Source organism: Streptomyces malachitofuscus (assembly GCF_055571035.1).
In genome coordinates this window covers 405,244-418,269 of sequence record NZ_JBVIGA010000002.1, presented here as the reverse complement: position 1 = coordinate 418,269, position 13,026 = coordinate 405,244, and the positions used below count along the sequence as shown (strand labels likewise).

Below are 13,026 nucleotides of genomic sequence, written 5' to 3'. Positions count from 1 at the left end.
ACGTCACGCTCGCATGCGAGCGCGGCGGGCCTCACGACGGCGCCAGGCTCTTGATCGACAGCGTCCTGAGCAGTAGACGGTGTCCTGGCGGCGGCTGGCGCCGGCGAAGGTGATTCGCCCGCACTCCGGGCAGGTCAGCAGCTGGATCATGCCCTCGTCACCGGTCCACTCTGCCTCGCCGAGCATCAGGGCGAGGCCCATGATCCGATCGCTGGTCCGCCGGTCCCTGTACGCCTGGGCTCGGCACACGTCATCGCAGTACCGGCGTCGCGGTGAAGCCTTTCTCGGCAGCCGGGCACCGCAGGAGGCGCAGAAGCGGATACGGGCCACGCTTCCAGCATCACGCGCCCGGGTGGGGTCCGTCCTAGTCCGGGGAACATCGGTACAGCGGTTATCGGTGAGATTGATCATGGTCCGGAGCTGCGGCTTCCTGGCGTCCCAGAGGCGTTGGTGTGGAGCCGGAGCTGGTGATCTCACCCGGGCCCGCCCGCTCCGGCCTCGCTGCCTCGGGGTCCGGTACGGCCTCCGGTAGCGGCGCGTCAGGATGCTTCGGGCACGGCGCGGGCGAGGGGTTCGAGGTCGCCGTAGAGGGCGGCGTGCAGGGCGGCGGCCAGTTCGCGGGCCCGGGGTTCGCTCTCCACGTCGTACAGGACGAAGTAGACGGGGCCGGCGGAGGAGTCGGAGCGGATCTCCCGCGAGCGGATCAGGCGGATCACGGCGGCGCGGATCGCGTCGTACGCGCCGGCGCGGGTATAGAAGGCGGCCAGGTCGCGATCGGTCTCGTACGAGCCGTACAGCAGCCTGTAACCGAGCTGCTGGTGGACCTGCCAGGTCCGCTTGAGCAGCGCGGCGGCGATGCCCTGGCCGCGGGCCTGTTCGGCAACGGCCAGCCCGTGGATCTTGGCGACGAACAGGCTCAGGGCCATGGCCTTCTCGGCGGTGAAGCCGTTGTTCATGGCCATGTCGATGAGCGTTCCGGGGGCGGTGGCGGAGAGCACGCCGATCGTGCGGTCGGTCTCGTCGGTGGCGACCAGCGTCATGGAGACGGTGGTCAGGGCCTCGTTCATGGGCCGATCGGTGAAGGTGTGGGCGGCGGCGTCGTGGTACGCCTTCATGCCGCCGCCGAGCCGTCCTCGATGGCGGCCCGCAGGACCGGGATGACCCTGACGCCGTCGCCGGTGGTGGCCATCAGCGCGTTCGCCGCCTCGACGTCCTGGCCGCGGGCCAGGCGGATGCGGGTGCCGGCCGGGCCCTGCCAGCCGGTGCGGACCCGGTCGGCGGACAGCGGCGGCGCCTGCCGGGCCTTCTTGGTCGTCTTGCCCATGGTCTTCGTTCCCCCCTGGTGGTGGTGTGGCCGGCGGCGTACGGCCGCCGACACTGAGATGGATCTTGTCCCGGTCGCCGGGCGGCCTACCGCCGGTTTCCGGCCGGACGTTCCTCGTCGGGCTCGCCCTGGTCCTCGTCCTCGCGGTCGTCGGGCCAGCGGCCGAACGGCCCGATGCGGCCCGGGCCTTCGGCTCCGAGCACACCGGGCCCCTTCGTACGGTGCGGCGTGCGGATCACGCGTCCTCCCCTTCGCGTCGGGCCTGCGCCAGCAGCGCCGCCACGACGTCGTCCGTCTGTTCCTCGCTCTGTTCAACGAGCGTGTCCAGCACGCCGTCGCCTTCGAGGACCTGCCGGGTGAGCCGTTCCATCAGCTCGGGGTCGGTGCCGCTGCCGGGGCCGGTGAGGTCCACCCGCATCGGGCGGCGCGGGGCGATGATCTCCGGCCCGGCCGGGGCGCCGGTCTCCTCGGCGTCGGCGAGCGCGCGGTAGACGGAGGCGACGGAGGGGTGCTGTCCGGCGTTCTTCCCGGTCTTGATGGTCAGCTTCTTGGCGATCTCGGGGACGGGTACGCCCCTGTCCTTGAGCGCGCGGGCGAACAGCAGCATGTCGTCGTCGATGACCTTCGGCCGTCCGCCGTGGTTGCCCTTGGTCGCGGCGGCGACCTGGCCCTCCAGGGTCTTCTCCCGGATGTAGTTGCGGTCGAGCTGGGCGGCGACGGCGAGCACGGCGAAGAACATCGCGCCCATGCCGTTGGGGTCGTAGATGCCGGTGAGGGGGCCGGTGAGGAGTTCGAGCTGGACGCCGGCCTTCTGGAGCTGGTTGGACAGGGTCATCAGCTCGGCGGCGTTGCGGGCCAGGCGCTTGAGCTCGTGGACGGTGAGGATGACCTCCTGGTCGGGGGCGGCCTCCTTGATGTCGTACGCCAGCTTCAGCGCCGCCTCCAGCTTTGGCCGCGTCTTCACGCGCGTGCTGATCTTCTCGGAGAAGATCCGCTTGCAGACCGGTTCGAGCGCATCCAGCTGGCTCTGCAACTCCTGCTGCGCGGTCGAGCAGCGCGCGTACCCGATCCGGATCGGCTTGGCCGCCGCGGCGGCCGGCAGAGCCTCGGCGGGCGGACCGGGCTTCCACGGCCGTCCCGGGCCGCGGTCCTCGGGCACGAGGACGTCGAGTTCCTCGCGGAGCGCGGGCACGAGGATGAAGCGGGCGGTGTGGTACTTCGTCGCGGTCTTCCCGCCGCGGGTGCGGCAGGCGCTGCCCGCCGGGGCTTCACACTTCGGACAGTCGTTTCGTTCTACCGCGTTTGCGGCTTGATCGGGCGTCAGATCCACCCCGGAAGTCTGTCAGAACTGTCTCGCACAACGTGCGGGTTCTGAGAGGACTTCTGCGAACGGCGACCTGCGGAAACGTGATCCACTTCGGGCCTCTCGCAGAACTCTCGCAACTGTTCATTTATGAGAGACCCCCAGGGTGATCCTGCGCCGGCTGCCCAAGCCGAGCGCGGGCCGTCTCGCTATCGGGCGAGGTCACGGGTGAGGCGTTCGGCGGCTTGGGCGTACGCCTCGTTGTAGGTGGGGAACTGCGCGATGGACTCGGTGAGGGCCTCCAGGGGCAGGCGGTGGCGGATGGCCAGGGCTGCGGTGTGGATCCATTCGCCGGCCTGGGGTGCGATGGCCCAGGCGCCGATGAGGGTGCGGCGGTTGCGGTCGGCGATCAGCCCGAGGGTGCCGGAGGGGTCTTTCTGGTAGGTCCAGGGGCGGGCGATGGCGTCGGCGAGGGCGAGTTCGGTGGTGGCGGTGTCGATTTCTTGGTGGCGGGCCTGTTCGGTGGTGAGGCCGACGGCGGCGATCTCGGGTTCGGTGAAGATGACGCGGGGGACTGCGGTGTAGTCGGCGGGGCGAGGGGTGCCGAGGATGGCGTCGGTGACGATGCGGGCCTGGTACTTGGCGACGTGGGTGAACATCGCTACGCCGGTGACGTCGCCGAGCGCCCACAGTCCATCGGTCAGGCGGCCGTGTGCATCGACGGCGAGTTCACCGCGGGAGCCGGTCTGAACACCGGCATTTTCCAGGCCGAGTCCGCGGGTTCGGGGGGTGCGGCCGGCGCCGAGGACGATGACGTCGGTGCGCACGGTGGTGTTGTCGTCGAGTTCGACGACCGTGTCCGTGCCGTCGCGGCGGGCGGCGCGGGCCTGGGTGTTCAGGCGGATGTCGATGCCGTCCGCAGCCAGGTGCTCGGCGGCGATCTCGCCCAGGCGGGGCTCTTCGCGGCCCAGCAGCAGCGGGCCGCGCTGGACGACGGTGACCTGGGTACCCATGCGGGCGAGGAACTGGCCGAGTTCGGCGGCCACCGCGCTGCCGCCGATGATCAGGGCGCGCTGGGGTATGTCGGTAAGGGTGGTGGCCTCCCGGTTGGTCCACACCGGTACCGTCTCCAGGCCCTCGATGGGGGGCCGGGTGGCTTCGGAGCCGGTGGCAAGGATGATGTGTTCGGCAGTGAGCTGCCGGCCGTCGACGTCGACGTGGCCGGGGCCGGTCAGGCGGGCGGTGCCCTTGATGACCGTGGCGCCCTGCTTGCGGTAGCCGTCGGCCTGGGCGGAATCGTCCAGGTGGCGGATCATGTAGTCGCGGTAGTCGCGTACCTGCGGCCAGTTGAGGGCGGGCCGCTCGAGACCGGCGGTGTGGGTGGCTTCCGCGCGTGCCTCGGTGGGGCGGAGCAGGGTCTTGGAGGGGATGCAGGCCCAGTAGGCGCACTCTCCGCCGATCAGTTCCTGTTCGATGACGGCGACGCGCCGGTCTGCGGCCAGTAGCCGTGAGGCGGCTACCTCCCCGCCCGGCCCCATGCCGATCACAATGGCGTCGAAGTGCTCGCTCATGATCCTCCTCCGATCCGGGCGCCCGGCCCGGGTCTGGGCTGTGGTCCGTACGGTGGCGGCTTCCCGCCGGCGGGTGGGTCAGTGCCGGGTCCGGTGTTCAGCCTGGCCTGCTGTTTGCCGGGCCGCAGCCGGGAGGGTGCAGCAGGGTTCTTCGCCCGGGCGGCCGGCGGGCGCAGCGGCGGGGGCGGTGTCGTCGTTCGCCGTGCAGCAGCCGGAGGCGGGTTGTCGGGGTGCGGGGACGCGCCGGTGGTGGCGCCAGTAGGCGGTGATCACGGCCAGCACCGCGAGGGCGGCCAGGGTGGCCAGGATGGTGGTGTGGGCCTGGATGAAGACGGAGGCGGTGGCGGAGAAACCGGCCAGAGCGCCCGAGGTGGTGCTCATGGAGGTGCTGCCGGCGGTGGCGGGGGTCCACCAGTACCAGGTCAGATACGCGCCGGTCAGGACCAGGACGGCGGCGGTGACGCGAGGGCCGTAGCGGGCCAGCGCGGTGACCTTCCGGGTGAGGGCGGACCCCGCGGCCGCGGTGGTCAGGGAGATGAGCAGCAGGACGGTGGCGGATCCGGCGGCGTACACGGCGAAGAGCAGCAGGAGACCGGCGTAGCTGGCGGTGGCCTGGGCCTGGGCGATGACGGCGAGGAGCACGCCGAAGGTGCAGGACAGGGACGCGGCGGCGTAGCCGATTCCGAAGACGGCCATGCGGCGGGCGGTGGGCGGGCCTTCGGCCGCCCGGCCACCGGAGGCGGGCAGCCGGAGGGTCAGGGTCCGGCCGGTCAGCCCGGCCAGGCCGAGCAGCAGCAGGATGACGCCGGTGGCCAGCCCGAGCCAGGGGGCGGCGGAGATGAGGGCGCGGGCTCCGGCGCTGACGACGAGCCCGGCGGCGGCGAGCGTTCCGGCGAAGCCGAGGGTCAGCGCGACACCGGAGCGCAGCGCGCGGCCGAGGCGCACGGGCAGCGGTGAGGTGTCGGTGTCGCCGAGGGCAGAGGTGATCCAGGCGGGCAGCAGGGCGAACCCGCAGGGGTTGACCGGTGCGATCATCCCGGCGGCGAACGCGAGGGTGAGCAGGCCGTTCACTTGGCGCCCGCCTTCTCCAGGGCGGCCTGGATCGCCTCGGGGCCGGGGTCGGTGGCCCGGTAGGTGACCTTGCCGGCCGGGTCGACGACGATCAGCGTGGACAGCGCGGCGACCTGGTACCGCTGGGAGAGCGTGGCGTTCTTGTCGATGACCGCGGGCAGTTGGGGTGCCTTGATGTAGTCGAGGAACTGCCGGATGAGCTGGGGTGATTCGCCCGGGTCCATGTCCACCGCGAGGACGTTCGCCTTGCCGTTCAGCTCCTTGCCGGCCTTGGCCAGGGACTTGGCTCCTTCGGAGCATTCGCCGCAGCCGACGGAGAAGAAGAACACCGCGGTCGGCTTCTCGCCCGGCACCTGGATCTTCTCGTCGCTGATCGTGGTCACCTCGGTGCCGTCCTTGGACACCGACCCCTTGGCGGTGCCGCCTGCGGCGGTGGTCTTGGCCGGGGTGGTCCCGGTGCCGCAGGCGGTGGCGCCGGCCGCGAGGGCGGCAGTGGTGGCCAGGGCGAGGAGGGTGCGGCGGCGGGGCGGGAACATGGTCATCGGGAGCGGGGGCCTTTCTGGTCAGCCGGGGTGGGCGAGCGGTCCCGGTCGGCGGAGCGCGTGGTGGGCGGGCAGCAGGCACTGCGCCGTGCGCGGTGGCGGATGACGGCGGTCACGGCGGCGGCCAGGGCGAGGACCGCGGCGGCGATCACCCAGGGGTTGCCGAGGATGCCGCCGACCGCGCCGAGGGCGCCGGCGGCGATGAGGGCGGGCCCGGCGCAGCAGGCGATCATCAGCAGGGCGGCGCCGATCCCGGCGCCGGCCAGGCCGGCGCCGGAGGGCTCGGAGTTGTTCCGGCGTGGGGGCCGGTGGGTGGCGGGCATGGCGGTGGTGCTCCTTGCTGGGTCAGTCCTGGCTGTCGGGGATGCGGGTGCAGCAGGACAGGGCGGCGGCGTTGTCCGCGGCCAGCGAGCGGGCCAGGATGATCAGGTCGGCCACGCGCGGGTCGCCGACGGAGTAGCGCAGCTTCTTGCCGTCGCGGCGAGCGGTGACGTAGCCGCAGTCGGTGAGGCAGGACAGGTGCACCGAGACGCGGGGCTGGGAGATGCCGGCGTAGGCGACGCAGTCGGCGGAGGTCCGCTCGCCGCGAAGGATGTACTCCAGCAGCTTCAGCCGGGTGGGGTCCGACAGGGCGCGGAAGAACTTCGCCACCGTGTCCAGATGGGTACACGGCATCTCCTGCGGGCCCTCCTGAGTGGAAGGGGCGGGGGCAGTGACGCGGTCGGACATGCGGGCCTCCACAACTGGAATTATTCGCCTGGCCGCATAGTATGGTCGTGGTGAGCTATTCGGCAAGGCGCATAGAAGCGGTCCCGGTCACACGGGACCCGGGACGCGAGGAGGTGCTGCGGTGAACGCAGCGCACAACGGCTACGACCTGGCGGTCATCGGCTCCGGCGGCGGGGCGTTCGCCGCCGCGATCGCCGCCCGTCGCAAGGGCCGCTCGGTGGTGATGGTCGAGCGCGGCACGACCGGCGGGACGTGCGTGAACACCGGCTGTGTGCCGTCCAAAGCGCTGCTGGCCGCCGCCGAGGCCCGCCGCAGCGCGCTGGAGGGGCAGCGTTTCCCCGGCATCCGGACCGAGGCAGGGCCGGTTGACTTCGACGCGCTGATCGACGGCAAGGACAAGCTGGTCCAGGAGATGCGGGCGGAGAAGTACACGGACCTGGCCGCCGAGTACGGCTGGGACATCCTTGAGGGCACCGCTCGCTTCACCGGCAGCCCGGACAGCCCCGCCCTGGACGTGGCGCTTGTCGGCGGCGGCAGCCGCCGGATCGAGGCCGCGCACTACTTGATCGCGACCGGATCCGCTCCGTGGGCGCCGCCCGTGGACGGCCTGGAGGAGGCCGGTTACCTGACCTCCACCACCGCCATGGACCTGGACGTACTGCCTAAGAGCCTGTTGGTCCTGGGTGCCGGGTATGTCGGGCTGGAGCAGGCTCAGCTGTTCGCCCGCCTGGGCGCCAAGGTCACCGTGGTGGCCCGCAGTCGTCTGACCTCCGGTGAGGAACCCGAGATCTCCGCCGCCCTGCAGGACGTCTTCGCGGACGAGGGCATCACCGTCCACACCCACACCCGCCTGACCGCGGTGCGCCGTGACTCGGGCGAGGTCGTGGCGACCGCCCGCACCGGCGACGGCCGCGAGGTTCAGCTGCGCGCCGACGAGCTGCTGGTGGCCACCGGCCGCCGTCCGGTCACCGACGGACTCGGCCTGGACGCGGTTGGAGTGGGGACCGGCGAGCGGGGCGAAGTCGTCGTCGACGGGCATCTGCGTACGGCCAATCCGCGGATCTGGGCGGCCGGGGATGTCACCGGGCACCCCCAGTTCGTCTACGTCGCCTCCGCCCACGGCGCGCTGATCGCCGACAACGCGTTCGACGGTGCCGGGCGCACGGTGGACTACCGCCACCTGCCCAGGGTCACCTTCACCAGCCCGGCCATCGCCTCCGCCGGCCTGACCGACGCCGAGGCCGTCGCCCAGGGCTACACCTGCGACTGCCGCGTCCTGCCGCTCGAGTACGTGCCGCGCGCGCTGGTCAACCGCGACACCCGCGGCCTGATCAAACTCGTCGCCGACGCCTCCACCGGCCGCCTGCTGGGCGCGCACGTCTTGGCCGACGGCGCCGGTGACGTCGTCGCCACCGCCGTCTACGCGCTGGCCAACCAGATGACGGTGCAGCAGATGGCCGACCTGTGGTGCCCCTACCTGACCATGGCCGAGGGCCTGAAGCTCGCCGCCCAGACCTACACCCGCGACGTCACCAAGCTGTCCTGCTGCGCCAGCTGAAACCGCCGGGAAGGATCGATCATGAGTGGGAGCCGGACGCGGCCGATGACGGTCGGCGAGCTGTCCCGCCGGACGGGGGTGCCGGTCAAGACGCTGCGCGAGTACACCGACCTCGGGCTGATCTACACCCTGGGCCGCAGCCCGGCCAACTACCGGCTCTACACCGCCGACGCGCTGTGGTGCGTGCGGTTCATCGGCGAGCTGCGTGGCCTGGGCCTGACCGTCGCCGAGATCCGGGAACCGACCACGGCGTATCTCGACGGCCCCCCCGGGCCGGTGGGTTCGCACCTGGCCGAGCTGCTGCACCGCTCCCGCGAACGGCTGCGCCAGCGTATCGCCGCCCAGCAGCAGATCCTGGACCGGATCGAGAAGTTCCAGGCCGAACACCGGGCGGACCTGGCGGAGGGCGACCTGTGCTGGGCCGGCGACCCGCAGCGCACTTGACCCTCACCCCGGGGGCAGACCCTACGGTCGGCACGCATCGGACCCATCCACCCAAGGAAGGAACGCGGTCGTGGACACCGACACCCAGGACTTCCCCACCCGCTTCACCGACTCGCTCACCAGCGCTCCCGGCCTGGAACTGGCTCTGCTGCGGCCCCTGCTGACGCTGCTGGCGGCCGGTGAGCCGGTCACCGTCGACCAGCTCGCCGCCGAAACCGGCCGCACCCGTGAGGAGATCCGCCAGGCGCTCGCGGCCATGCCCGACACCGAGTACGACACTCAGGGCCGCGTCACCGGCTACGGCCTGACGCTCAACCCCACCCCGCACCGCTACGAGACCGACGGCCGCACCCTGTACACCTGGTGCGCGCTCGACACCCTGGTCTTCCCCGCCGTCCTGGGCCACACCGCCCAGGTGACCTCCCCCTGCCGCGCCACCGGGGAGCCGGTGCGGCTGACCGTGCCCCCGGACGGGCCCACCAGCGTGGAGCCAGCCGGTGCGGTCGTCTCCCTCGTCGCCTGCGAGACTCCGGCCTCCATCCGCACCAGCTTCTGCAACGAGATCCACTTCTTCACCAGCGCCGCGGCCGCCGAGGACTGGCTGGCCGGCCACCCCGGCTCCCGAGTGCTGCCCGTCGCCGACGCCTACGCCATCGAACAGCCGCTCATCCACCAGATCCTCACCGGCACCTCCCCGTCCGGCTGCTGCTGAGCACCCCCAGGGGTGGTCGCGGCCCGCGGCCACCCCGAAGGGGGCCGACAGGAAGGAGAGCACCATGAAGACCACTGCTGATCTGCTCACCGACGCCGTCATCGCCCCGGTCGCCGGGTACGCGGCGACGAAGGTGATGGAGCCGGTGAGCATGAAGCTCTACCAGCTCGAATCCGACGAGACCCGCCGGCGTGAGGACGCCGCCCGGCCCGGCTCCCCCTCTCAGATCGCCGCCGACAAGACCCTCGGCCTGCTCGGCATCCACCTCGACGACAAGGCGCGGGAGCGGGCCGGGACGGCGTTCCATTACGGGCTCGCCATCAGCTGGGCTCCGGTGTACGCGCTGCTGCGCCGCACCACCGGCCTCACACCGGTCGCGGCCGGACTCGCCTCCGGAGCCGCGATGTCGCTGATCGTGGACGAGGGCATCACCCCACTGGCCGGCTTCTCCGCCCCCAACCGGGACTACCCGGCCGTAACCCACCTGCGCGGCTTCGCCGCCCACCTCGCCTTCGGCATCGCCGTCGCCGCCGTCACCGAAACCGCCTGGACCATCCTCGGCCGCCGCCCCGTGCACTGACAGCCACCGGCGGCCCGGCCGGCAGGCTCACTGTTCCCCGTCCTCGTCCACCCCGGCCGCGTCCGGGTCACGCAGCGGCCGCAGGCCCCCGCCCACGGGGGTGGAGGCGCGGAAGCTGTAGCGGCCCAGGCAGTTGAGGTTCGCGTGACGCAGCGGGGACAGGCGGGCGACATCCTCGTCCAGGACGTCGTACTCCCGCTCCTCGGCGGGCAGCGCCCGCAGCTCCTCTACGGCGGCGTCCAGGTAGCGGGTCGTCCACAGCACCGCGGCGTTCAGGACCAGGCCGAGCGCACCGAGCTGGTCTTCCTGGCCCTCCCGGTACGCCTGCATGATCTGCCCGCGCTTGCCGTGGCAGATGTCCCGGGCCAGCTTGTGGCGGGACTCCTGCACGGTCAGCTGCCGGTTCATCTGCCTGCGGTAGGTGTCGTCCACCGGGTCGACCACGCGCAGCAGGTGCAGCGTCTTGGCGATCCGCCCGTACTCGGCGAACGCCTGCCCCATCGGGGTCGGGCGGCCCTCGCGGCCGAACATCCGCAGCAGGTCGTACGCGCGGACCTGCCCGGTCACCAGGGAGCCGGCCACCCGCAGCATGTCCGGCCAGTGCGTGACCACCTTGCCCAGGTTGGCCTTGTTGCGGGCCAGCGGCTCCAGCGGGCCGTAGCCGCCGGTTTCGACACCGGGCATCTCCGCCCGCCAGAACCGCTGGTCGGCCAGGTCCCGGAACCGGGGCGAGAAGTTGTAGCCGAGCATCGAGAACAGGCCGAACACCATGTCGGAGTACGAGGCGTTGTCGGTGGCGACCATCTCCGGCTTCACCCCGGCGTCCAGGTTCAGCAGGGTGTCCAGGATGTGCAGGGAGTCGCGCGGGGTGCCCGGCACGACCATCTGCCCGATCCCGGCGACCTGGTCATTGACCGCGTTCAGCCACGTGATCCCGCGTTTGAAGTGGTAGTACTTCGGCGAGGGACCGGCGTTGATGGTCCGCTTGGGCACTACGAACCGCAGCCCGTCCACCGAGGCCAGCAGGCCCTCACCCCAGTGGGAGACGATCGGCACCCGCGCCTGGGCCTCGATCAGGCGCGCGTTCGCCGCGGCGATGGTGTCGGCGCGCAGGTAGTACTGGTCGACGTGCACCAGCCGACCCCGGGTCAGTGCTTCGTCCTCGGGGTCGATGACGGGGGTCAGGCCGATGTTGCACGCCTCGGCGACCAGCAGCGCCACCAGGGAGGTCTTCAGGTTCTCCATGCGGGTGCGGCCGTCCCCGAGGTGCACGAACGCGTCCAGGAACCCAGTCCAGGAGTCGACCTCGAACAGCAGGTCCGGCAGGTCGATCTTCGGGAGCATCGCCGCGGTGGTCTTGCGCAGCCACCGCAAGGACTTCGGCTCGCCGACCGCGCCGAGCCGGTCCACGTTCAGCTTCAGCCGGCCGCCTGGCTGCACCTCGAAGCTCAGCTTCGCGTCCTGCCCGGCCTCCTCCAGCCGCTCGGCCATCAGCTGCCAGGCCGCGTCCAGCGCCCGCACCCGCCCGGCGAGGTGTTCCTCGACCGGCTCGTCCAGGCTCAGGCCGTGCAGGACGTCGTCGGCGACGGCCTCCCACTGCTTGCCGGCCAGCAGCCGCGCCCGCGGGTCGGCCCACCGGTTCGACGGCGAGGCGAACACATTCCGGGAGTTCAGCGCCCTGTACAGCTGCTCCAGCACGCACACCACGTACGCGTCGCGGTCCACCGCACCCTCGGGCAGCTCCGGGTTGGAGTACACCGCCGACCGCCACGCCGGTGGCACCAGCTTGGCGTCGATCTCACGCGGCAGCAGCGGCTTGACCTTGACCTTCCGCCGTGCGAGCGCGGGCAGCCGCCGTACCGCCTCCAGGATGCGCTTGCCGGCGGAGGCTGCGCCCAGCGCGGGCGACTCCCCGAGCAGCGACAGGAACGGGCGGACGGTGTTGTAGCGGGTGGCCAGCAGGCGCCGCATCTCCGCCTCGGCCTCGTCGTCTCCCGGCCCGATCATCTCCGCCGCCAGCTTGGACGCGGCCTCGATCTCCGCGCGGGGGCCGATCTCCGTCTCCAGTGCCCGCCACATCGCGCCCGGATCGAAGTCCGTGGCGCTCTCGGCGATCAGATCCAGTTGCTCGCTCCACAGCCGGAACACCCCGTCGACCATGCGGAACGCCTTCACCACCCGGGCCCGGCCCGCCACCCACTCCCGGTCTGTCGCCCGCCGCGCGGCGCTGATGAGCTTCACCTGCATCAGCAGCGCGAACAGATCCAGCGCGTCATCGATTGCGGATGCTTCCAGGTGACGGACCACCGAGGTCAGCAGCGCGGTGCGCTTCGGCTCCGGGGTGCGCTCCAGGTTCGGCGCCTTCGACCCCAGCCCCGTACGGGCCAGGGACGCCAGCCGGTTCGGCGGGACCTTGTCGATCCGCACCCGGCCCAGACGGAACGCGGCGATCTCATCGACCCGCTCCAGCGCCTTCGCCATGCTCGTGCCTGTCGTCCGCGTCGGCGGCCGGCGCAGCCGCTCCAGCTCCGACACCCGACGGCCCTCCGGAACATCCAGCAGCGCCACCAGGTCCGCCGGCAGTGCGCCGTCCGCGCGGCGCGCGGCCCCCGCCACCGTGGCGTACAGCCGCTGCTCGGCCGTGCCCCGCACCTCGGCCACCTGCCGGGCCAGCACGCTCACCCCGGGCAGCAGCACACGGTTGCGCCGCAGCCAGCCCACCGCCTGGTTGAACAGCGCCACCGGCCCCTCGGCGGCCGTCCACGCCCGCCCGTGCAGAAACGTACGGAACTTCCGCCCCCACTCGCGATCCTCGAACTGGTGGTAGCCGTAGGCGTCCCGGATCTCCCACGCGTGCTCGTACGCCGTCTTCAACCGCTCGGTGTACCGCTTCACGCACGAGGCGTCCTCCACGCCCAGGTGCTCGGCCAGGTACTCCACCACCGGCCACGGCACATCCAGCGGGTCCTCCAGGAACAGCCCCAGGTAGCGGACCGTGCACATCTGGAGTGCGAACCCCAGACGGTTGTGGTCACCCCGCCGTTTCCCGATCAGCTCCCGGTCCACGTCGTCGAGGTAGAAGAACCGCTCCAGCTCCGGACGGGTCGGCTCCTCCACGAACCGTCCGTACGCTGCGGCCTGCTCATCAGTCAGAAATTCCACCGGCACGCGGCGGACGGTAGCCCCACGCCA

General features: G+C 71.8%; 14 protein-coding genes. 4 read left to right on the top strand and 10 right to left on the bottom strand.

Annotated features, from left to right (window positions below; genetic code table 11):
- Positions 1 to 539 precede the first annotated feature (539 nt).
- The 9 genes from ACZ44S_RS04535 to ACZ44S_RS04495 all read right to left on the bottom strand — a co-directional run bounded on the left by ACZ44S_RS04535 (position 540) and on the right by ACZ44S_RS04495 (position 6,540).
- Positions 540 to 1,115 carry a GNAT family N-acetyltransferase gene (locus ACZ44S_RS04535; RefSeq protein WP_240958102.1) on the bottom strand — a complete coding sequence of 192 codons (576 nt, stop codon included), beginning with the start codon at positions 1,113 to 1,115 and terminating at the stop codon, positions 540 to 542.
- Positions 1,112 to 1,324, bottom strand: a complete 213-nt coding sequence (locus ACZ44S_RS04530) for a hypothetical protein (protein WP_240958103.1) — start codon at positions 1,322 to 1,324, stop codon at positions 1,112 to 1,114. The genes ACZ44S_RS04535 and ACZ44S_RS04530 overlap by 4 nt, the downstream gene beginning before the upstream one ends.
- A gap of 86 nt (positions 1,325 to 1,410) precedes the next feature.
- Positions 1,411 to 1,563 carry a hypothetical protein gene (locus ACZ44S_RS04525; RefSeq protein WP_285512910.1) on the bottom strand — a complete coding sequence of 51 codons (153 nt, stop codon included), beginning with the start codon at positions 1,561 to 1,563 and terminating at the stop codon, positions 1,411 to 1,413.
- Positions 1,560 to 2,654 carry a recombinase family protein gene (locus ACZ44S_RS04520; RefSeq protein ID WP_420882448.1) on the bottom strand — a complete coding sequence of 365 codons (1,095 nt, stop codon included), beginning with the start codon at positions 2,652 to 2,654 and terminating at the stop codon, positions 1,560 to 1,562. Before ACZ44S_RS04520 ends, ACZ44S_RS04525 begins: the two co-directional genes overlap by 4 nt.
- A 182-nt stretch (positions 2,655 to 2,836) precedes the next feature.
- Positions 2,837 to 4,198, bottom strand: coding sequence for a dihydrolipoyl dehydrogenase family protein (locus tag ACZ44S_RS04515; RefSeq protein WP_101253927.1), 1,362 nt, complete (start codon positions 4,196 to 4,198; stop codon positions 2,837 to 2,839).
- Between the two features lie 78 nt (positions 4,199 to 4,276).
- Positions 4,277 to 5,269, bottom strand: a complete 993-nt coding sequence (locus ACZ44S_RS04510; protein WP_006554629.1) for a cytochrome c biogenesis CcdA family protein — start codon at positions 5,267 to 5,269, stop codon at positions 4,277 to 4,279.
- Entirely contained in the window at positions 5,266 to 5,811 is a 546-nt protein-coding gene (locus ACZ44S_RS04505; RefSeq protein WP_006554630.1) for a TlpA family protein disulfide reductase, read from the bottom strand. The genes ACZ44S_RS04510 and ACZ44S_RS04505 overlap by 4 nt, the downstream gene beginning before the upstream one ends.
- On the bottom strand, positions 5,808 to 6,134 hold the full coding sequence (locus ACZ44S_RS04500; protein WP_006554631.1) for a hypothetical protein: 327 nt from the start codon (positions 6,132 to 6,134) through the stop codon (positions 5,808 to 5,810). Before ACZ44S_RS04500 ends, ACZ44S_RS04505 begins: the two co-directional genes overlap by 4 nt.
- A gap of 22 nt (positions 6,135 to 6,156) precedes the next feature.
- Complete coding sequence (locus tag ACZ44S_RS04495) at positions 6,157 to 6,540, bottom strand: ArsR/SmtB family transcription factor (RefSeq protein ID WP_039958748.1); 384 nt, start codon at positions 6,538 to 6,540, stop codon at positions 6,157 to 6,159.
- 121 nt (positions 6,541 to 6,661) lie between these two features.
- Between ACZ44S_RS04495 and merA the strand changes: the two genes are divergently transcribed.
- The 4 genes from merA (at position 6,662) to ACZ44S_RS04475 (ending at position 9,834) form a co-directional block, all read left to right on the top strand.
- Positions 6,662 to 8,098, top strand: coding sequence for a mercury(II) reductase (merA, locus tag ACZ44S_RS04490; RefSeq protein WP_101253926.1), 1,437 nt, complete (start codon positions 6,662 to 6,664; stop codon positions 8,096 to 8,098).
- A gap of 21 nt (positions 8,099 to 8,119) precedes the next feature.
- Positions 8,120 to 8,542, top strand: coding sequence for a MerR family transcriptional regulator (locus ACZ44S_RS04485; protein WP_285512909.1), 423 nt, complete (start codon positions 8,120 to 8,122; stop codon positions 8,540 to 8,542).
- A gap of 70 nt (positions 8,543 to 8,612) precedes the next feature.
- Complete coding sequence (merB, locus tag ACZ44S_RS04480; protein ID WP_101253925.1) at positions 8,613 to 9,254, top strand: organomercurial lyase MerB; 642 nt, start codon at positions 8,613 to 8,615, stop codon at positions 9,252 to 9,254.
- A 64-nt stretch (positions 9,255 to 9,318) separates the two neighbouring features.
- Positions 9,319 to 9,834: a hypothetical protein gene (locus ACZ44S_RS04475; RefSeq protein WP_006554636.1), complete on the top strand. Its 516-nt coding sequence runs from the start codon at positions 9,319 to 9,321 to the stop codon at positions 9,832 to 9,834.
- Positions 9,835 to 9,861: 27 nt separating this feature from the next.
- Here the strand turns inward: ACZ44S_RS04475 and ACZ44S_RS04470 are convergent, their stop codons facing one another.
- Positions 9,862 to 13,002 carry a Tn3 family transposase gene (locus tag ACZ44S_RS04470; protein ID WP_101253924.1) on the bottom strand — a complete coding sequence of 1,047 codons (3,141 nt, stop codon included), beginning with the start codon at positions 13,000 to 13,002 and terminating at the stop codon, positions 9,862 to 9,864.
- Positions 13,003 to 13,026 lie beyond the last annotated feature (24 nt).

Excerpts from the sequence above, each read along its gene's own strand:
- ACZ44S_RS04535 (WP_240958102.1), bottom strand. The coding sequence starts at position 1,115 with ATGAAGGCGTACCACGACGCCGCCGCCCACACCTTCACCGATCGGCCC.
- ACZ44S_RS04530 (WP_240958103.1), bottom strand. The coding sequence starts at position 1,324 with ATGGGCAAGACGACCAAGAAGGCCCGGCAGGCGCCGCCGCTGTCCGCC.
- ACZ44S_RS04515 (WP_101253927.1), bottom strand. The coding sequence starts at position 4,198 with ATGAGCGAGCACTTCGACGCCATTGTGATCGGCATGGGGCCGGGCGGG.
- ACZ44S_RS04505 (WP_006554630.1), bottom strand. The coding sequence starts at position 5,811 with ATGACCATGTTCCCGCCCCGCCGCCGCACCCTCCTCGCCCTGGCCACC.
- ACZ44S_RS04500 (WP_006554631.1), bottom strand. The coding sequence starts at position 6,134 with ATGCCCGCCACCCACCGGCCCCCACGCCGGAACAACTCCGAGCCCTCC.
- ACZ44S_RS04495 (WP_039958748.1), bottom strand. The coding sequence starts at position 6,540 with ATGTCCGACCGCGTCACTGCCCCCGCCCCTTCCACTCAGGAGGGCCCG.
- ACZ44S_RS04485 (WP_285512909.1), top strand. The coding sequence starts at position 8,120 with ATGAGTGGGAGCCGGACGCGGCCGATGACGGTCGGCGAGCTGTCCCGC.
- ACZ44S_RS04475 (WP_006554636.1), top strand. The coding sequence starts at position 9,319 with ATGAAGACCACTGCTGATCTGCTCACCGACGCCGTCATCGCCCCGGTC.